At 43.6% G+C, this 20,912-nt stretch carries 15 protein-coding genes; 4 read left to right on the top strand and 11 right to left on the bottom strand.

Annotated elements, in window-relative coordinates; all coding sequences use genetic code 11:
- Window position 1 precedes the first annotated feature (1 nt).
- The 6 genes from B9N78_RS04930 to ptsP form a co-directional block, all read right to left on the bottom strand.
- Entirely contained in the window at window positions 2–1,381 is a 1,380-nt protein-coding gene (locus tag B9N78_RS04930) for a [FeFe] hydrogenase, group A (protein ID WP_085099164.1), read from the bottom strand.
- Window positions 1,382–1,392: 11 nt separating this feature from the next.
- The gene (locus B9N78_RS04925) at window positions 1,393–1,977 is read right to left on the bottom strand and encodes a 4Fe-4S dicluster domain-containing protein (RefSeq protein WP_085099161.1); all 585 of its coding nucleotides are present in this window, start codon (window positions 1,975–1,977) and stop codon (window positions 1,393–1,395) included.
- Window positions 1,978–2,013: 36 nt separating this feature from the next.
- A complete protein-coding gene (gene fdhF, locus B9N78_RS04920; protein ID WP_085099158.1) occupies window positions 2,014–4,101 on the bottom strand; it encodes a formate dehydrogenase subunit alpha in 2,088 nt (695 codons plus the stop codon).
- Between the two features lie 220 nt (window positions 4,102–4,321).
- The gene (locus tag B9N78_RS04915) at window positions 4,322–6,055 is read right to left on the bottom strand and encodes a PTS fructose-like transporter subunit IIB (protein ID WP_085099155.1); all 1,734 of its coding nucleotides are present in this window, start codon (window positions 6,053–6,055) and stop codon (window positions 4,322–4,324) included.
- Window positions 6,040–7,014 (bottom strand): 1-phosphofructokinase, encoded by a 975-nt coding sequence (gene pfkB / locus B9N78_RS04910; RefSeq protein ID WP_085099153.1) that lies wholly within the window; start codon window positions 7,012–7,014, stop codon window positions 6,040–6,042. Before pfkB ends, B9N78_RS04915 begins: the two co-directional genes overlap by 16 nt.
- A gap of 15 nt (window positions 7,015–7,029) precedes the next feature.
- Window positions 7,030–9,501, bottom strand: a complete 2,472-nt coding sequence (gene ptsP / locus B9N78_RS04905; RefSeq protein WP_085099150.1) for a phosphoenolpyruvate--protein phosphotransferase — start codon at window positions 9,499–9,501, stop codon at window positions 7,030–7,032.
- 283 nt (window positions 9,502–9,784) lie between these two features.
- Between ptsP and B9N78_RS04900 the strand changes: the two genes are divergently transcribed.
- The 4 genes from B9N78_RS04900 (at window position 9,785) to B9N78_RS04885 (ending at window position 14,136) form a co-directional block, all read left to right on the top strand.
- Window positions 9,785–10,780: a LacI family DNA-binding transcriptional regulator gene (locus B9N78_RS04900; protein ID WP_085099147.1), complete on the top strand. Its 996-nt coding sequence runs from the start codon at window positions 9,785–9,787 to the stop codon at window positions 10,778–10,780.
- A gap of 369 nt (window positions 10,781–11,149) precedes the next feature.
- Window positions 11,150–12,250: a ribosome small subunit-dependent GTPase A gene (gene rsgA / locus B9N78_RS04895; RefSeq protein WP_085099143.1), complete on the top strand. Its 1,101-nt coding sequence runs from the start codon at window positions 11,150–11,152 to the stop codon at window positions 12,248–12,250.
- A 124-nt stretch (window positions 12,251–12,374) separates the two neighbouring features.
- Complete coding sequence (locus B9N78_RS04890) at window positions 12,375–13,361, top strand: amidoligase family protein (RefSeq protein WP_085099140.1); 987 nt, start codon at window positions 12,375–12,377, stop codon at window positions 13,359–13,361.
- Entirely contained in the window at window positions 13,348–14,136 is a 789-nt protein-coding gene (locus B9N78_RS04885) for a gamma-glutamyl-gamma-aminobutyrate hydrolase family protein (protein ID WP_085099137.1), read from the top strand. The genes B9N78_RS04890 and B9N78_RS04885 overlap by 14 nt, the downstream gene beginning before the upstream one ends.
- A 52-nt stretch (window positions 14,137–14,188) precedes the next feature.
- Here B9N78_RS04885 and B9N78_RS04880 read toward each other — a convergent pair whose 3' ends face one another.
- The 5 genes from B9N78_RS04880 to B9N78_RS04860 form a co-directional block, all read right to left on the bottom strand.
- Window positions 14,189–17,854, bottom strand: coding sequence for a hypothetical protein (locus tag B9N78_RS04880; RefSeq protein WP_137982486.1), 3,666 nt, complete (start codon window positions 17,852–17,854; stop codon window positions 14,189–14,191).
- A gap of 179 nt (window positions 17,855–18,033) precedes the next feature.
- Window positions 18,034–18,909: a fimbrial biogenesis chaperone gene (locus tag B9N78_RS04875; RefSeq protein ID WP_137982485.1), complete on the bottom strand. Its 876-nt coding sequence runs from the start codon at window positions 18,907–18,909 to the stop codon at window positions 18,034–18,036.
- Window positions 18,887–19,399, bottom strand: coding sequence for a DUF4402 domain-containing protein (locus B9N78_RS04870; protein WP_085099128.1), 513 nt, complete (start codon window positions 19,397–19,399; stop codon window positions 18,887–18,889). Before B9N78_RS04870 ends, B9N78_RS04875 begins: the two co-directional genes overlap by 23 nt.
- Window positions 19,383–19,970 carry a hypothetical protein gene (locus B9N78_RS04865; RefSeq protein ID WP_085099125.1) on the bottom strand — a complete coding sequence of 196 codons (588 nt, stop codon included), beginning with the start codon at window positions 19,968–19,970 and terminating at the stop codon, window positions 19,383–19,385. Before B9N78_RS04865 ends, B9N78_RS04870 begins: the two co-directional genes overlap by 17 nt.
- A 43-nt stretch (window positions 19,971–20,013) precedes the next feature.
- The gene (locus B9N78_RS04860; RefSeq protein WP_085099122.1) at window positions 20,014–20,598 is read right to left on the bottom strand and encodes a hypothetical protein; all 585 of its coding nucleotides are present in this window, start codon (window positions 20,596–20,598) and stop codon (window positions 20,014–20,016) included.
- Window positions 20,599–20,912: the final 314 nt, after the last annotated feature.

Genomic DNA, 20,912 nt, shown 5'->3' with positions numbered 1-20,912 from the left:
TTTATGAATCCTGTTTGCCAAAAACGGTATGCAGTAATTTATGAGAAGTGTGACCTAAAGGTTCACCCAGAAAATCTTTATATGCTTTTTGCACGTCCGGATTTTCATGAGATTTGCGGACCTTGGAATTTTTATCATGAGAGTACATAGATGCTTTTCTGCATTTATACACATTGTCACGTTCAGTCGGGAGCAGCACTTTAGGCTGACCGCCTCCGCTGATGCACCCTGAAGGGCAGCACATTACTTCCACAAAATCCACATCCGCATTACCTGCGCGCACTTTTTCTAACAGCGGTCCGATCTTTGTAAGCCCTGCGACAACAGCAACTTTAAAAGTCTGATCACCCATAGTCATGGAAGCTATGCGGAATCCTTCTTCACCACGGACAAAGACAAGGTCGGTATCGGGTACAGGTTCACCGGATACTAGTTCGTAAGCGGTGCGAAGTGCTGCTTCCATAACACCGCCTGTTACTCCGAATATATTTCCGGCTCCGGAGTAAGTTCCAAGCGGTCTGTCAAAATCTTCGTCAGGCAGGGAGTTGAAATCAATTCCTGCTTCGCGGATCATGTATGCCAGTTCGCGCGTGGTTAAAACAGCGTCAACATCACGGTGTCCTTCCATGCTCATTTCAGGTCTTGCGCTTTCGAATTTTTTACAGGTACAGGGCATAACTGCGACACTGTATATTTCTTCGCGCTGTTTACCGTCTATTTCAGCACCATATGTTTTAAATAATGCACCGGACATCTGCTGAGGAGATTTACAGCTTGAAAGATGCGGCAATAAGTCAGGATAGTTCAGTTCCATGAAACGCACCCATGCCGGACAGCAGGAGGTGAACATAGGAAGAGTTCCGTTATTTTTAACACGTGAAAGAAGTTCGTTCCCTTCTTCCATTATGGTTAGATCGGCGGCAAAATTGGTATCATACACTCTGTCAAAGCCCAGTCTGCGAAGTGCTGCGGCCATTTTGCCGGGGGTTAGTGATCCTGCTTCCATTCCGAAATCTTCACCTATGGAAACACGAACGGCGGGCGCACATTGAACCATAGTAAATTTAGCAGACTTCAGTGCATCTGAAATTTCGAAAACATCACCTTCGCAATATGCTGCGAAAAGTGGTTCCGTTGTGGATTGAAACATTCCGCGTTCGCGGAGTTTTTCTGTGCGAGGAGTTTCAGGTTCTTCCAGAATTGAGCTGTAACCACTGCATGTCTGAATACACTGCCCGCAAATTACGCAGCGGGTAGTGTCAATTGTGTGCGGTTCACCTTTAGTGCCGGATATTGCCTTTACGGGGCAGACATCTTTGCAGCGGCCGCAGCCGGTACAAAGTTCAGGATCTATTTTGATAAGTTCTTTTGAGTTGGACATGAAAGATAACCTTAAGAAAGATTTTGTGAATTGTTTAAGAAACTCATGGCCGCTTTTATGTTGCGCTCACGTTTCATGCGGGCAGGATCTACTACGCTCAGTGCTTTTTCAGGGCATACTTCAACGCAGGCCGGACCTTTTTTGCGGTCGGTGCACAGGTCGCATTTTCCGGCAAAGAGCATAGGCATTTCTTCCATTGATGTTTCTTTTTCTTCGCATAAAACAGCCTGCATAACGGGAACTCCGTTTTTGTAAACAGGCAGCAGTTCAATTGCTCCGAAAGGGCATGCCAGCATGCAGGTTTTACATCCCACGCACAGTTTGGTTTCTACAACAATCGCTCCGTTTTTACGGGTGATGGCGGAAACAGGACAACAATTCGCACATGGTGCGTCTTCGCAGTGGCGGCATTGAACGGGGATTGTGATTTCAGGCGTTTGCACAACGTATAGACGCGGCATAATCGGAGCATTTAATGCCCCTGCGGTGAATGCCGATCCTGACGAATGAGCCTGTGAACAGGCTACTTCACAAAGTCTACAGCCGATGCATTTTTCAGGATCAGCTGCTATAAAATGATTTAGGGAAGAAGACATATATTCCTCTTTATAATGATTTATTATGCAAAAATATTATGCACAGACAGTTTTAACTTCGTATGGTTTAGCAGGATGTTTTTCTGCGCTTCCAGCTCTAACTTTTACAGCGCATACCTTAAATTCCGGCGTACCTGTTTCAGGGTCAGCTGCGCTGTTGGTCAGTATGTTGCCCGGACTTTCGCTGAAATGGAAGGTTACAAAAGTAAGTCCTTCGGGAACTCTTTTGGTAACTTGCGCCCGCGCTCTAAGTTCGCCTCTTCGGGATGTGACAACAACATAGCCGTTATCTTCTATTCCGAAGCGAGCCGCGTCTGCCGGATTAATTTCCAGTCTTTCTTCAGGGCTGAGTCCGTCCAGTCCCCAGCAGCGGCGTGTCATTGTGCCTGTGTGGTAATGGGCTGTTACTCGTCCTGTTGTAAGGATCAGAGGGAATTCTTCGTCAGGCATTTCTGCCGGATCTCTATATTCTGCCGCAAAAAAAGAACCTTTGCCGCGTATGAATTCACCGATATGCAGAATCGGAGTTCCGGGATGATCTTCGGAAGGGCAGGGCCATTGCAGTTTTTCATTTTCTAATCTGGAATAAGTCATGCCCTTATAACTGGGAGTCAGGCTGCGCATTTCATCAAAAACATCTTCAGGAGAATCGTATTTTGTGTCGATTCCCATGCAGTTATTTAACTGAGCAAGAATCAGCCAGTCCGGTCTGCTGTTTCCTATCGGATCAAGTGCTTTGCGAATAAGCTGTACACGTCTTTCCGTGCTGGAAAAGGTTCCGTCTTTTTCCGCAAATGTAGCCCCAGGTAAAACAACATCCGCCATTTCAGCCGTTTCAGTAAGAAAAATATCCTGTACGAGCAGAAAATCCACTTTTTCAAGGCAGTGCTTTACATGGTTGATATCAGGATCGCTGCGCATCGGATTTTCACCGAAAACAAATAATCCTTTCACGTTGCCGTGTTCAATCTCATGTAAAACATCCGGAATTCTCAGTCCGCTTGTTTCAGGGATTTCAACTCCCCAAGCCTGACTGAATTTTTTGCGGATGTCCGGCAGATGCACTTTCTGGTAGCCCGGAAAAACATCCGGTAAGGCTCCCATATCACAGGCTCCCTGCACATTGTTCTGCCCGCGCAGAGGGTTTACGCCTGTTAAGGGTTTGCCCATGTTTCCGGTGAGCATGGCAATGTTTGCAACACTGCGGACATTATCAACACCGGAAGTGTGCTGGGTTATACCCATTGTATAATATGTAGCAGTGGTGCTGGCGGTTCCGATTATGCGGGCCGCTTTATAAATCAGCTTTGCAGGTACGGTTGTAATCGCTTCCGTGTAAGCCGGAGTGTAACGCATTACGGTTGACTTAAAATCTTCATACCCTTCGGTACGATCGGCTATAAACTGTTCATCCGCTAATCCCTCGTTAATAAGAACGTTGGCAAGACCGTTAAGCAGGGCAACATCGGTTCCCGGTTTAAGTCTCAGCCAGACATCCGCGTGCTGAGTCAGCGTGATGGCGCGAGGATCGGCTACAATGAGTTTTGCGCCGCGTTGGGCTGCTCTTAACATGCCAAGGCCCATAATAGGGTGGCATTCTGTAGTGTTGGTTCCAATTGCAAAAATGGCGCTTCCTGTGGACATTGAATCTAATTCATCAATTGAATTAGTCATTGCTCCGCTTCCGAATGCCGCAGCCAGACCGGCTACAGTTGGGGCGTGTCAGAGCCGCGCGCAGTGGTCGACATTATTGGTGCCGATAGCTGCGCGCATAAATTTTTGCATAAGATAATTTTCTTCATTGGTGCAGCGGGCCGAGCTGAATCCGGCAATTGAGTCCGGTCCGAAATCCTTTTTAAAGGCTTTTAGACGGTTACTGATGACAGCAAAAGCTTCGTCCCAGTCGGTTTCGACTAATACACCGTTTTTACGGACAAGCGGGGATGTTAAACGATGAGGATGGCGCACGAAGTCAAAGCCGAAATGGCCTTTGGCGCATAAACTTCCATTGTTAACAGAATTACCCTTTGCAGGGGTAATTCCTACAATTTGATCGTTTTCTACTTGAAGGTGAAAATTACATCCGGTGCCGCAATAGGGGCAGGTGGTGAGAATTTTTTTCATAATTAATGTTCAGCCGTGTGAGGTTGGCTTTATTTATAAGATACGTTTCCAAGGGGCAGACCATAGGGATGAGTTCTATAGGTGGCAAGTGTTATTTAGGGTCAAAATAGGATTAATTGCTACTCCTCCAATACTTTTATCCTGTAAAATTTTTATTGATAATAAAAAAAGTCTCCGCAAAATTATTTGCGGAGACTTTTTGTTTAAACATCTTTGAATGTTATTCTGCGGTTTGTTTCAGCGGACGTTTTGCAATAAAGAGAGCTCCGGCAGTGATCAGAGTCCCGATTATTATTGCCACGGCATAGGCTAGAATGTTGGTGACCGCATGTGGAATAGGAAGAACGAAAATACCTCCGTGCGGAACCATTAAGGTGCATTTCATAACCATGGAAATTGCGCCTGTCACAGCTGATCCTAACATAATACATGGTATGACTCTGAAAGGATCTCTGGCTGCAAACGGAATTGCGCCTTCTGTTATGAAGGATATGCCAAGGATAAATGCAGCCTTACTGGCCTCATGTTCTTCCTTTGTGAAGCGGTTTTTAAAGAATGTTGCAGCAAGTGCAAGGCCGAGCGGAGGCGTCATACCTGCTGCCATGACTGCGGCCATAGGGGCGTATATCTTGGCAGATAGCAGACCGACGCCAAAAGTGTATGCCGCCTTGTTGACCGGGCCTCCCATATCAAAGGCCATCATTGCTCCAAGAAGTAGGCCGAGGACCAACGCGCTGGAACTTTGCATGCCTTGAAGCCATGCGGATAGTGAAGTTAGCGCGATTTTAACAGGCGGGCCGATGACATATATCATCATCAAACCTACAACCAGTGTGGAGAGGAAAGGCAGTATAAGAACCGGCTTGAGTCCTTCAAGATGCTGCGGAAGTTTAATTTTGTCATTGAGGAACTTGGTCAGATAACCTGCCATGAAACCGGCAACGATACCTCCCAGAAAACCTGATCCCACATTGGTGGCAAGCAATCCGCCGACGATACCTGCCGTAATACCCGGACGCTGGGCGATGGAGTAGGCAATAAATGCACTGAAAACAGGAATAAAGAGAGAGAAAGCTCCGGTTCCACCGATCTGCATCAGTGCCCATCCGATAGTTCCTGTTTTGTCTCCTGCGTAAATACCGCCGAAAGCAAAGGCCAGAGCGATCATTAGACCGCCGGCAACAACTACAGGCAGCATGTATGAAACGCCTGTCATTAAATGGCGATACGGGCCGGAGGTGGCAGCGGAACGGTCCTTCTTAATCTCCGCGACCTGGTCACCTAAACCTTTTTTCACTGTCGGTTTGGCTGCAAGTGCTGATTTGATTACGCCTTTGGCATCATGGAGTGCTTCTTTTGTTGATGTTTCATATAGAGGTTTACCTGCAAAACGTTTTGGATCAACAAATGCGTCGGCCGCGATTACTACGGCATCAGCCCGTTCTATGTCCTCATCCGTCAGGACATTCTTAGCCCCTACCGAACCTTGAGTTTCAATTTTAACTTCATACCCGAGAGCCACGCCTGTTTTGCGTAATGCTTCGGCAGCCATGAAAGTATGAGCTATGCCGGTTGGACATGAGGTTACGCCGATAATAAATTTATTTTCGTTTACGGTTTCTTTTGCTGATACGGGTTTTGCCATTTCATCCGCTTCGCCAAGGGCCGCTTCGATGATTTCTTTAGTGTTACGGATAGCTTCACTGGTGGTTACCGCGTACAATGCCTTCCCTTGGAACCGTACCGGATTGACGTGAATATCTGCCGCAATGATAACCACATCAGCCGCGTTAATGGTTTCCTGAGACAGAATATTTTTCGCGCCTTCCGCCCCTTGGGTTTCTACTTCCACCTGATGCCCCATGCTGGTGCCGACTTTCTTTAAAGCCTCGGCAGCCATTATTGTGTGGGCCACCCCTGTTGGACATGCCGTGACGGCTACAATTTTTGACATGAAATACCCCCTTTTATGTTGATATGTTCAATCGCAATCAAGTCTTCCAGTTCTTCTGCGTTCTCTAACTTATCTAAACTCGGACCGGCCTGAGTCACTGTGGCGGCAGACAGAGATGTTGCAAGACGAACCTGCTCTTCAAGCGACAATCCAAGAGCCATTCCAGCCACCATCCCGCCGATCATCGCATCTCCGGCACCCACTGTACTGACCACTTCAACTTTGGGCGGCTTTGCAAAAAGTTCTTCGTCTTTTTGAATAAACAAAGCCCCGCGAGAGCCGAGCGAAACAATTACCGTTTCTATGCCTGATTTATTTATTTTCCGCGCCTCAGTTATGATCTCCTCTAGTTTATTTAGAGGATGTCCAACAAGTTCAGCCAGTTCATCGTCATTAGGTTTGACTAAATAGGGTAAGGCTTTGACGGCGTTGCTCAGGGCAGGGCCGCTTGTGTCCACAATGGCCTTGGCTCCTTTGGATTTGATTACAGCCACAAGTTCACCGATGATACTTGGGTCAACTGTGGCAGGTAAGCTGCCGCCGATAACGACCATGGCGGCAGTTTCCGCCAAACGTTCAACTGTATGAATTAATATCTTTATATGAATGGGTTCCGGCACAAGTCCCGGTAAGTTGATGTCAGTGGTGGTTCTGGCGTTCGGGTCCAGAATTTTTATTCCGGTGCGAGTCTCGCCGGGAACTCTGACGAATTGATCGTTAATGTTTTGCTTCTTAAAAAGCTTCTCGAATATAAGGGCATTGTCTGCTCCGAGAAAGCCTGTTGCAGTAATCGGCAAGTTAAATTTTCGCAGCAGAACTGCTATATTAACTCCCTTGCCTGCGGCATTTTTTTGATATTCCGTGGCACGGTTGACCTTGCCTGCTGTAAAATCCGGCACCGAACAGGCCAGATCGATAGCAGGGTTCATGGTCACAGTTACTATATGTTTATTTTTCATAGTGCCTGCTCCCTGTTATGGCAGAATGAGTGCCCGAACCTGCTTGTTATCACGGCAGCTCAGAGCTTTTTGTGCCAGTTCGCCGGCCTGTTTCATACTGATTGATCGAATGCGTGCTTTAACCGCGGCAATGCTGGGAATAACCATGCTGAGTTCTTTAACTCCCAGTCCTGCTAGGATTGTAGCCCCAAGCGGTTCTCCGGCAAGTCCGCCGCAAACCCCGGTCCAAATACCAGCTCTGGTGGCTTCTTTAACAACATGATCGATCATGCGCAGTATGGCGGGGTGTAAGCTGTCTGCTTTACCGGCTAAAGTAGGGTGACCTCTGTCAATGGCCATAACATATTGGGTCAAATCATTGGTGCCGATAGAGAAGAAATCGACCTCTTGCGCAAATTCACGGGCCATGGAGACAACTGATGGAACTTCCACCATTATCCCAATTTCTACTGGTTTTGCATCAACTTCAATACGGGCTTTTTCAGCGAGCCGTTTTGCTGCTTCAAGTTCATCAAGAGTTGCAATCATGGGGAACATGATTCTGATTGGTCCGTACTTGGATGCTCTGTATATTGCGCGTAACTGAGTTAGAAAAAGTTCAGGCCAGTTAAGACATAAGCGGATACCGCGCTCACCGAGGAAAGGGTTCTCCTCATGCGGCAGGTTGAGATATGAAACTTCTTTGTCTCCGCCGATATCCAGAGTACGAATTATAATTGGTAAACCGTTGAGGGCCGTCACCATTGTTTTGTAACTTTGGAACTGTTCCTCTTCGTCAGGCGGAGTTTCTCTTTCCAGAAACAAAAATTCTGTACGCATAAGGCCGATGCCTTCTCCTCCGGCATTGACGGCATTTTCGGCTTCGCTGGCTTTTCCTATATTTGCTACAACTTCTATACGTTTTCCATCAAGAGTAAGAGCCGGTTCGAAGCGGGTTCTATGTTCATCACCTCGTAATTCTTCAAGTTGCATCTTAACTTTATTTGCTGCATCGATGTCGGACTGACTCGGCTCAATATATAAATTCCCGGTGTCTCCATCGAGGATAGCCATAGTGTTGTCAGCTATTTCTAAAAGGCTTGGACCTGCTGCCACTATGGCTGGAATGCCTAGAGAGCGGGCGATAATAGCAGAATGAGAAGTCGGTCCACCTCCGGATGTACAGAACCCAAGGATCAGGGCAGGGTCTAACTGAGCTGTGTCTGAAGGAGTAAGGTCTTCTGCAATGAGAATAACTGGTTCACTAGGCTTGAATGGTGCATCCTGCACAACTCCTGCAAGATGGCGTAGTACCCGCCGCCCTACATCTCTAAGGTCCATCGCGCGGGCAGCCAGCAGTTCGTCATCATGTTGTTCCATGACGCGGACGCGTTCATCAATCACTTGTCGCCAAGCATATCCGGCACTTTTTCCGTTTTTTATAAGAGCTTCTGTCTCAGCCAGCATTTCAGGATCTTCAAGAAAGGCTTCGTGAGCTCGGAATATTGCTGCTCCGGGTTCGCCGGATTTAGCTCTGACTTCTTCATATAAAAGGCGAATGTTGCGGCGTGCGGCTGCAATAGCCTGACCCAGTTCATGCGATTCGTGCTCCGGATCTTTTGCAATGGCTTCAACCACAATACGATTGTGAGTGAATTGATGTACTATTCCTGTTGCTATCCCGGGAGAGGCTGTGCAACCGGGGATAACTTGTTTGACAGATTCAGGTACCCAGCCGTGTTCTATCTGAGGAAGTATATTCTTTTCTGCTTCTTCACCGAGTCCTTCGTCTACAGCTTCTTTTAAGGATGCCAGAGCAGAGCTGGAGTCGGGACCTCTACCGTGAATACGGATGGTTTTACCGCCGGAAACGCCTAGTTTAAGCAGGGACGCAAGGCTCTTGCCGTTTCCTGAGCGTCCGTCGAATTCAACAACTATTTCAGCCTCGAACTGTTTTGCAATATCCACAAAATGTGTGGCAGGGCGTGCGTGCAGCCCATGTTCTCCTCCAATTGTTACATCTAATGATACATCGAAATCTGAGGTGTCTAATGTCGGAGCGGGACGTTTAGCGGTGGTTGAATTACCCTTAAGAGCATCAATGATTTCATTAACATCTTTTGTTTTGGCTAGTTTTCCAGCTGTTTCAGAATCATCCAGCACATTCGTCAGATTGGTTAAAACTTCAATGTGCTCGTCAGATTTGGCGGCAATACCTACAACTAAATGTACTATTTCACCGGAGTTCCAGGTTACGCCCGCAGGGATTTGAAGAACGGCAATGCCTGTTTTGTTTATTTCATCTCGGTTTTCCGGCAACCCATGCGGAATTGAAATTCCGTTACCTAAAAAAGTATTGGCAACCGATTCTCGTCGTTTCATGCTTTCTATGTATTCAGGAGCGATAAAACCATCGTGAACCAGTATGTTTCCCACCAATTCAATGGCTTCAATTTTTCCGGAAGCTTGTCCTCCAAGGACAATATTTCTTTCATTTAAGTCAATCATGGATTGCCTCCTCAACAATAAGTTGGACGTTTTAAGTTATTTTGTAATCGATTACAAATAATGCGTCAAGAGGGGTGTTCATTTAGCTTCAATGCTATATAATGACATAAGAAAACTAATTTTCCAAATTTTATATAAAATTGTTTCATCCCTTTTAATTAGTGAATTATTAGAATGGTTATTGTTGCCCATAACTGTTTAAATATTAAGTTTAGAATTGATTGTTATTGAAAATAATATTGAAATCGTTTACATTTTATAAGTAATAAAGTGTGAGGAAAATATGAAACTTAAAGATATTGCCGAAGCTGCCGGAGTCTCGACAGCTACAGTTTCCAGAGTGCTGGGAGATAAGCCCAATGTCAGACCTGAGCTGCGAAAACAGGTAATGGATGTTGTTGATCGTTTGAATTACAGGCCCAACCGCGCAGCGCAGAGACTGCGTTCAAAGCAGTCTTCGTTTATCGGGTTGATTGTTGCAGATATACAAAGTCCTTTTTTTGCATCCGTAACCCGTGCTGTTGAGGATGTTGCGCAAGCTAATGATTACAGTGTCATTTTGTGCAACACTGATGAAGATCCCGTTAAGGAAAGAATGTATCTGGAAATGATGCAAAGTGAGAATGCTGCCGGAGTTATTCTGGCACCAACACTTCGTCTGTCCGAAAATTTTACGTTAAATAAATTCGGATCATTCCCTATGGTGGTAATCGATAGGCAGATTAGCGATCACTCTGTAGATATGGTTCTTATTGATAATAATCAGGCTGCGCGGGATTTAACTGAGCACATGCTCTCTCACGGATATAAACGCATTGCCGGACTTTTCGGGGAGAGCAGTGCAACAGGTCAGCAGCGTCGGGCAGGCTTTGAACAAGTCATGAAAAAAAACGGGATACCAGCGGATGATAAATTGGTAATAAGTATGCCTGCAAAAGAAGAGGCTGCGCATGCAGTAGTGAGCAGGTTGCTTGAAATGGATGAACCGCCCGAAGCGATAATTACCAGTAACGGTTTGCTCGGGGCAGGGGCTTTCAGGGCTATCCGTGATAAGGAATTGCCTGTTCCTGAGTCTGTGGCTTTTGCAAGTTTTGATGAAACTCCTTGGAGTTCCATGACCCGTCCGGCAATAACCGTAGTTAAACAGCCCACATATGCTATAGGTCAAACAGCGTGTGAGATGCTTCTTAAACGCATAGCCGATCCTGAACGTCCAACTCGAAAAGTTGTGCTGGAAAGTAAATTAGTCGTCAGACAATCTTGTGGCGGTATTTTATAGGGTTGTTTGATGATCAGATCTTTTCCGGCTTGACCTTTCTCATATTTTTTGAATATTATTAAGTTTATATAACAACAAGGAGTTAGTATGTATCGTCAGTTTGAAGAGCTTGTGCCCCGTGTTATGAAAATAAAGGGCGATTCACAGGTTTAAACTGCTTACCGACCGCACTTTTGTGTGGTTTCATCTGGTTTTGTTAAACCTGCCTGAATATGTTTCTTTCGAAACAGGTCTATAGTCATGCCCTTATTCTCATAACACCTTCACCGTCGTATATGTTCCGTGGCCCGTAAACTCTGACTGTTTTCCGGCTACGGTTAAAGCATCACGTTCGATGTATTCCATCGACACTCAAAACTGGTGAAACACATGACTACTTTAATCAATAGAAAGCCCATTTCCGATCATATAGAACAGCTTCGCCGACTCGGCCTGGATGACCATCTTGAATCTCAGTTAGAATTAAGCGGTATTTTGCACGATAACATTGCCCGGGTTCTCAGTGTGCAACGAAACCTGTTCCTCGTTTCAAACGGACGCGATGAATGGCTTTGTACACCGTCAGGCAGAATGCTTCATCAACAGCAAGAATATCCCGTAACAGGAGATTGGGTGCTCGCTGACGATGGCGTTGTGAAACGCGTTCTTCCTAGGCGAACTTTTCTTTGTCGCGGTGAATCAGGATCGCGTGGGAAAAATAAGGTGACAGTATCGCGCGAGCAACCCATAGCTGCTAATATAAACGCGGTATTCATAGTCTGCGGCTTAGACCGTGATTATAATTTACGGCGCATAGAGAGATATCTCGCATTGGTATATAATTGTGGTATTAAACCTGTGGTTGTGCTGACCAAGGCAGATTTGCATGAATATCCTGAATCCTTTCGGGATGAGGTCGAGAGCATCGCTTTCGGTGTTTCTGTTGTGCTGACTTCCATGATTGACGGAAGCGGCACAGACGAACTTCATAGCTACCTCGGATGTGGGCAGACTGTTGCTATGCTAGGCTCTTCCGGAGCAGGCAAATCAACATTGACGAACCTGCTTTATGGCAGCGACATTCAAGCTACAGCGGCAGTCAGCCGAAGTGTCGGCAAGGGGCGTCACACAACAACAGTTCGGGAACTGATACACATGCCGCAAGGCGGGATGCTGATGGATAATCCCGGTATCAGAGAGGTTTCTTTTTATGCAGACGGAGACGGCGTAGACACAGTGTTTTCCGATATACAGGAGCTATCCGGACTATGCCGTTTTGCAGACTGCTCACACATGCGCGAGCCGGGATGTGCAGTACTTAAAGCGGTTGAAAACGGAGAGTTGCCTCTAAGTAGATTGGAAAGTTACCGGAAGATGAAACGAGAAATGGAGTATGTTTCAGCGCGCAGCGAAAAGAGTGCTGATCGTATTGAAAAAGAACGCTGGAAAGATGTGACTCTTAGTATAAAACGTATGAAGATAAGAAAATAATATAACAAGAAGGGTGCCCACAGGGCACCCTTCTTGTATGATGGAAATAAATGAGTCGTTAGCCCGTCTTGTGGCTGGCAGTTATTTTGATTTTGAAATTATTCGTTAAAATAGTGAGTTGAGAATGAAATGGGAAAAGCCGCCAATAGTTGAAAAAGATGACGGAACTCTGCGTCATGTAGGTTTTGAATTGGAATTTACCGGTGTAGACCTCACTCGCGTGGGGCACACGGTTTCTTCCTTATATGGAGGAGTGTTGAAAAGCGAATCGCCTTTTCAGCATAGGGTTGAGGGTACTGAATTCGGTGATTTTATTCTTGAAGTTGATTCCATTCAACTAAAAGAACGGAGTTATAAACAGTTTATTGAGGGACTTGGTTTAAAACTTGATGAGAAGACTACGGAAAAAGTTGATGACACCGTTTATGACATTTCAAAAATAGCTGTTCCGTTCGAGTTGGTTACGCCTCCGATTCCGATAGATAGAATCAGTGAACTCAGCAAGCTCAAGGAGGCTTTGTTTAAGATGCATTGCAAGGGAACGAGAGCCTCGTTTCTGTACGGTTTCGGAATGCAATTCAATCCGGAGTTACCTTCGCTCAAGGCAAAGACCATCCTTTCATACATGCGTGCATTCTTTCTACTTCAGGATTGGCTTAAAAGTGAAATCAATGTAGATATGACAAGACGTGTTATGCCATTCATAAATGATTTTCCTCAAACATATATAATTAAAATACTGCAACCTGACTACGATCCTTCGATGTCGCAGTTAATTGATGATTATCTGGCAGAAAATCCGACCCGTAACCGTCCGTTGGATATGACATGTCTGTTCGCACACATTGATAAAGAACGCACTTTCAGTATGGTCGAAGACTATAAACTTATAAAGCCACGTCCGACATTTCATTACCGACTACCAGATTGTCGCATTGATGAGGAAGTGTGGTCATTGGCTCTGGAATGGAATCGATGGGTTAAAGTTGAAAAACTTGCTAATGATAAAAAGGCCATTGTCGAAATGAGCAAAGCGTATCTTCAAAAAAGCAATACATTTAAAAGTTTGCTAAATTCTTTTATAGAATTTTTTAAAAATGAAAAAAGTTAGAATAGGAGTGTGTACTCCCGGCAAAGGCGGGGCGATACCGTGGCTGTTTTTTGGACTGAATGTCTTTCTGGCAGGGGGCATTCCGTTTAGAATAACGCCGGATAAACCTGCTGCGATTGACGATATGGACGGGTTGATCATCTCCGGTGGTGCTGACATTGCTCCCAAACTGTACGGCGCACAATCACATTCAAAAGAAATTGTGAAAGAGGCAAAACAGGCCGTTGAAGGGCAGTTTTGGTTTCGGAAACTGATAAGGTTTGCAACATGGGGTTGTATATATGCGTTGCGCCGTATGTTCGGGCTTAAGCATGCACCGGAGGAAGCTGTAAAAAGGGATGGTCTTGAATCTGCGCTGATAAGCTCTGCACTGGAAAAGCGGGTCCCGTTACTTGGTGTCTGCCGTGGCATGCAGCTGCTTAATGTAGTACAGGGAGGGACGCTTCATCTGGATATTGCTGATGCGTATGAGGATGTAAGCAATCCTTATACAGTGTTTCCTTACAAAGAGATCAGTGTGCAGGAGAATAGTAAGCTTGGAGCGATTCTCGGCCAAAATAAAATACGTGTTAATTCGATGCATCATCAGGCTGTGAATCGTATAGGTTCTGGACTTAAAATAGTTGCCGAAGATGAACACGGTATTGTGGAAGCGATTGAAATAGAAGGTGGTAACTTTGCGTTAGGAGTTCAGTGGCATCCTGAATTTTTAGTGCAATTCAAATCTCAGAGAAATATATTTAAAGAGTTGGTAGCTGCCTGTAAATTGAAATAAATGGACCGTCTTGTGGCGGTCGTTTATAATAGTTAATTGGTTAATATTCTAATTAGTTGCTGTCACTTATTTTGACCAGTTGCGGGGTGCACATGAATAGATTGGCCATAGCAAGAATTTCGCTTTTGTTATTCACTCCCGCAAGAATAACACTGAATCCGGCACCTTCCTTCTGATAAGACAAGGAATATCCTTTTAGCTTGTCGGAATAGATCTTTTCATAATGCGAGATTGCATGCTGTGCACTTTTGGCAGAGGCGAAGACGTCTACAATCAGTGCATAATTGGTAATAGGCTCTCTATTGTTGACAGTTTCTTGTGGTGATGGAGCCTCGTTGGTGGCAACTGCATTCGAATTTGTGTTGCCGGCTGTTGTTTCAGCATCAAGGTCTTCAGCGTTTCCTTCATTTATCTGAGTCAGCAAATTGGAAATTCTGGATTCTGTCGACATTACACTGGTTTCTTGAGGTGTATCAAGATCTGCATAGTTAAAGAATTTTTGGGCATCATCTCCCATTTTAAGTTTTGCAGTGAATTTATCTTTTAACAATGTGATAACTTTATTTTCTCCAAAAAGAAGAAAAGCATCTGAAACTATGTTTCCGTCTCTATTTATTTCAATATCATCGACAGTTGTTCCTGAAAGGACTGTTCCGGAATACGATTTTTTTTCTAAATATTCAGGATCAATGCGTAATTTATAGCGTCCCGGAAGTATTTTAGCTATGGCAAAAAAACCGTCTTGTTCAGTCCATGCATGATCAATTACTTTATTATCTTTGTCGAGAAGTTGAATCGGAACCTGGCTTCTTCCTTTGGTTTTATCATCAACAATACGGTAAGCATATCCGTCTATTTCACCGCATACATGCAATGGAAACTCAAGATCGTACACTTTCCCTTCGCGAGGAGTTATGGCAACTCCTCCTTTTGGGGCAAGGCGGATGTCTTTAAGCATGTCTTCATCCACAGAGATGTCAGTGCTATGCAAAGGAGGTAACTGGTATAAGAAAGCTCTGCCGTTTTCATCTGTGATAGTATGCTTGTTTGACTGGTATGCTTTGAGGGTGACATCTTCAAGAGGTTCATCTCCGTTATCAAAAATATTATTATAATTTTTATCGTTATATACCAGACATGCAGCTCCTCCTGAGCTGGACCCTCCGCCAGACAGTTGCGGTAAATATGTCGAAGGATCAAAATCAACACTCAGTGAAAATCCGGCATATAGAAAATATGAGTCGTCGTTATACCATGTTCCCTGTATGTATGGAGAAATTTTACCAAGTGAGTAACTCCAAGTATTTCCGACGGAAAGTAGTTCTTCTCCTGTAAGATATTTGCTTACCGTAACAGATGTGTTTATTTTTGGAGATATACGTAAATTACCAGTAGAACTTAGTGTTTTTAAATATGACTCATCTGAATCGTCCACTCCGAACTCTGCATTGGCGCGAATACTGCCATCTTTAAAGCCCCTGTAAAATGCAAAAGAACCGTACAGGTTTGGCTCTTCAGAAGAAACTTTGTTTTCGTATAGTCTGCCGCCAAGGTTAGAACTAAAATGTCCGATATCTGAAAAAAAGTTTAAAGATCCGCTAAGATCATAATATATAGAATCTTTATTAAAATTAGTATGTTGTGTTGTGCGAGCAATATTAGCACTGTAAGACATCTTTAAAAATTTGGTAAAATCTGCGGTGTCAGAAAGTCCAAATTGCAGATTGTTTTTAGTACTACTTTCTATATATTGGTCAGAAAATTGATACGATGCTCCCATATTTATACTTTGTCCGCCTTCAAGTTGTCCACGAACTGTACCTTGCAGTATTGTTGAGTCTAATGTGGAGTACCCAATGTCAAGTTGTCCAAGAAAAACATCGTATCCGCCGCTTAAACCTACAGATCCTACGGTTCGCTGCTTGCCGCTAAAAGTATCCATTGTCAGCCCTGCGCGTGCACCGAGACCATTTCCTATTCCGACATTTACACCAGATTTTACAAGTGTTGTGCCTTTCAAGGGAGTATTTGTATCGTCAACTTTGCTTATATCTTCGTTAAAAACGCCCACTCCCTGTTGTGAAAAAGAAGTGTCATATTGAACTTCACCTAATGTAAGCGGTGAACCGATTGTTACAACTTCTTCTCTGGTTTCTTGCTGTCCCTCTGTTCCGTATAAAATAAGTTTAAATCTGTTAACACCGTAATTAAGAGTGACATCTTCAAATAAGTAATTGCCGGAAACGTCAATTGTCTGGAAACCAATCAGTTGATTGTTTCGGTACAGCTCCACATCCCACCCAGGAATTCCCTTGCCTGCAAATGTTCTAGTGTCACTTGTAGACGAACTCATTGGATTTATGTTTGAAACTCTTACACCGCGTTGAAGGTTTCCTGAGGACCCAAGTGGTGTAGACGCAGGAATAATATCACCTATGGTTATTTTCTCTATATATGGGTTGTCTAGAAAAAGTCGCTCTGCCGTTAATGAAAAATCATGCAAATCAAGCTTTGATTTGTCTTTAGTCTGGTCATAGGAAACTGCGCCGTAAAGCGAGCTGGACATATAAAACAGATCCCCACGATAGAGGCCGGCAGCAGAAGTGCTTGTTGATTGTGCTTTGTTTTTATCTTGGTAACTTATGCTCATTTTTGCATCAAGACGTGGAGGAGCAATTGAAGCATAGTCCAGATCGCGTAGGGGATAGCGTAATCCGTTTTTTGCCTGATAAATTCTTCTCTCATCCTGACGCATTTTCATAAGCTCTTTGGGGAGTCTTTCTTGAGGCGTAATCCATAATATCAAATTTTGAAAATCAGGTTTCATCTCCACCGGGAAAAGGCTGTTGAATTGTTCTATTTCCATGTAAATATCACCTTCAAAATAGAAAAATTTGTCCATCGGAAGGATATAAGGTTTTCCGTTCGAAAGGGTTTCACCTGTACTTAAAGAAAATGAAAATTTTCTTCTCTCTTTTATAAACCAGCCTTCAGCTCCTTGTGGCGTAACCTCAATGGCAAATCCCAAAATATTAAAAAGTTCACCAATAGGTACAAAAAGATTTCCTCCTCGTCCTTGGCAAAATAATCCTCGATAGACCAATTGATGCCGTAAAAAGACATCAAAAATAATATCTCCTTCGGCTACCGGTTGATTTTCATTGGCGAAATTTTTGTTTGTATAAACCGGAGTATCCAGTTCAGATACCTTCGTCGGTTCTCTATCAACAGTAGTTTCTTGTGTAACAACCGGAGCTGGGACAACAGCAGGGACAACGCTTGGTGCTTCTTTCTCTGCCTTGATCGCAGGAGTTGGACGTACTGCATTTTTCTTTTTTGGTCGCGTACGCCTTACAGTCGGCGCAGGAATGACTGGACTTTTTTTCCTACTTACAGTTGTACGTGGTTTTTGCGATTTTTTTTGTGGTATCTGTTCAGTATCTTTTTTTCCGTTATTCAATGCTGCTTTTGCAAGCTCATAATTTGAGTCTGGATTAATGCCTACGCCAGAATCAGTGTCGGCCGCTGGACCGGATTCCGTTGCGGGAGAGATTGAAGGCTGAACCGTTTTGTCTGCAGCAGGCGGCATTACCGGGGTGCGAATAGATGAAGAGTCTGGACGTTTCGCCTCTTCAATCTTTTTGTCAGAATTTTGACTTGGGTTGTCACGGTTAAGAGCTTGCATCACTAATAGCGCTATACCAGCTGCTACTAGCAATCCTATTCCGCTCTTAATAAGCAATCTTGTGACATTTGTATAACGCATATAAATTTTGTTTAAAATTATTAAATAGTTCCGCCTGCATGACTCTCTAGCAAAAAATATGCCGTAAAAAAGCCCCGTGCATTTCGTGCACGGGGCATAATATAAAAATCAACTTATGGTGATTCTTTTAATTATTTTATCGTATAGCTTTTAGAATCAATAATTTTCTTATCGCGATCATTGAAGTCTGTTAATTCTACCGTAACTTTCCCATTTTTAAAAGATTTGTCCAGTTTAGGTAAAACAACAAATCTGGTCTCTTGCGGAAGATAGGTTACAATTCTCGGCTTGCTGGCAATAATCTTTTTTTCACCATTTACCATGGTATATATGGACACTCCGACATAACTTGAGCGATTTCCTTTGCATTTCAATTTTAACTCTATTGAGTCTTCAGTCTGCCCTTTGACCATTTTTAGGCCGTCGATAGTCGTCGTAACTTTTGGTTCACCCTGATAAATCATAATAGGTATGCGCATGCCTACTTTCATATCAATAATGATACCGCTTGCATCTGTGTTTAAATCAGGTGGTGAATCTTTTTTGTCTTTTTTAGCAGTATCATAAATGGGACCAACTCTCATATATGTAAAATATTCGCCTTCAGGAAGATTAGGCGGTTTGCGGATTACTACTCGTACAACTTGTTTGCCGTCCGGCTCTATCGTAGCGGTACGTGGTGAGAATTTGACCATGGACTGAGCCAACATTTCTCTTTTGGTCATTTTTTTAGGAATATAAAGTGTACCGTCTTCTCTCATGCGCATAGGCAGAGTAGATATGCTATATGTGACAGGTTCTTTTCTGGATTGGTTAAAGACAGTCACTACTGCATAGCGGTTATTACCATCAAGCTCGACGCGCATAGGGTCAATCATTATTCCACTGACGGCATATGCTGATGAAGCAAAGGAAAAAAATAAAAAAAATGATATAAAAGTTTTTTTGAGTAGAGCTGGCAAGGTGTATGTTCTCCAATATGATCTAGTAGGTTGAAATTTCGACATTGACTGTTCCTGACAAAGTCTTTCCATAAGCCTTGTAGTCAGTAATCAATTCTCCACCTAAGTATGCTTTTTGCCTGGTTCCTTCAATAAAGGCTTCTACGTCACTGAACATGTGCATGCGTTGTAACGTGGCACCCTTTGAACCGCCTTCGGTATACAAATCAACTGAAGTCGGAAAGTCCAAGCTGATATGCACATTCCCAAAATCATAAAAATAAAGACAGCCCGCATAGCCTCCTGTAACATCACAAGAGTTCGAAGGTGCACAGGCAGGTAGTTTTGAACCTAATGCATCAATAATTATTGTTAACGTTTTAGCACGAGGAATTACCCGACCAAATTCTAAGTTCTGCGCAACATATATACGAGGGTCCGCGTGTGAAGTACTAGGACAAAGCAACACGTAAACAGCTATATTCACCCACACCAGTATGGCTAAAATGAATATAGCTGTTTTATTAATTGTTTTGGAATTAAATTGCAGTAACATCAACAGTTACAGTTCCAGTATAAGTACCGGTTTCAGCAGCTGCTGGTACGCTAAGAACTGGTCCTACCATAAGTGTTGCAAATTGAGTTGCAGGAATGGCCAGACTGTTGAAGGCTGTAACATTAGTTGTGATGCCGGAAACGGTGATAGGAGTAGCTGTTCCAGTATAGAAACCTTTGTCCAGAGTAGGTGTGCCGACCAGAGAAACCGCTAGATTCACATTTGCTTGTGTTGCAACAACATAGATAATACCAGGTGTTTCGGTTGTTATTGCTACTGGAGCAGATGTTCCACGGATAATTTCTCCAGTTGTTAATGTTGGTGCAGAACCACCACCAGCGCTAACAAGTACTAATGTAGTGTCAGTAACAGGTACGATTGGAACAACATTCATTGTGATTGTTTCAGCTGAACCTGTTGTGTAAAGGGTGCCGAAGTTCGCATTCGCTGTGCTATCAATCGAGAATGGCTGGGCTAAAGTAATCGATGCCTGAAAATTAGTATTTTCAGCAAAGGCCATACTGGCACACAATAACGCAGTACAAGTTATTAACAGAATTAGTTTTTTCATTTAATTACTCCATGTTGAATATAGTTGTTTTATTATTTAGGAATTAAATTGCAGTAACATCAACAGTTACAGTTCCAGTATAAGTACCTGTTTCAGCAGCAGCGGGTACGCTGAGGACTGGTCCTACCATCAGTGTAGCAAAATCAGCTGCAGTAATAGCCAAGCTATTGAAGGCTGTTACATTAGTTGTGATGCCGGAAACGGTGATAGGAGTAGCTGTTCCAGTATAGAAACCTTTGTCCAGAGTAGGTGTTCCGACCAGAGAAACAGCTAGATCCACATTTGCTTGTGTAGCCTTAACGTAAATAATACCTGGCAGCTGTGTGGTTAATGCTACTGGAGCAGATGTTCCACGGATAATTTCTCCAGTTGTCAAGGTTGGTTTTGAAGCACCTGTACTGATAAGTACTACGGTAGCGGCTGTAGTCGGAACAATGGGCACAACGTTCATTGTGATTGTTTCAGCTGAACCCGTTGTGTACAGGGTTCCAAAGTCAGCATTAGCTGTACTATCAATCGAGAATGGTTGGGCTAAAGTAATTGACGTCTGAAAATTGGCATTTTCTGCAAAAGCCATGCTGGCACACAATAACGCTGAACAGGTTAGTAAAAAAACAATTTTTTTCATCTAATTCCTCCCCGTTGAATGTTGTTTTAAAATTTAAATCGCCTAAGTCTCTTATTTCGTTTCATCGGACATTATGTTTGGAACTTTATAGAGCTAATAAATACTTTTTAAAATAATAATAATTAACAATGGGTGTTGGGATTGTGACGTATAATACTTTTGTCAGCTGTCTCTGTCATAAAATATGTAAATATTATAATATATTAAGCTTTATAAGATACTGTAAAGATATAAAGTTTTATCCTCAGATAATAGCGTCAGTCTTTTATTTTATAGCCTCATTAAGATATAATTGCGAGTAAACATAACAAGCT

The organism is Desulfovibrio gilichinskyi (assembly GCF_900177375.1).
Classification (GTDB): domain Bacteria; phylum Desulfobacterota; class Desulfovibrionia; order Desulfovibrionales; family Desulfovibrionaceae; genus Maridesulfovibrio; species Maridesulfovibrio gilichinskyi.
This window is presented reverse-complemented; position numbering and strand designations above follow the sequence as displayed.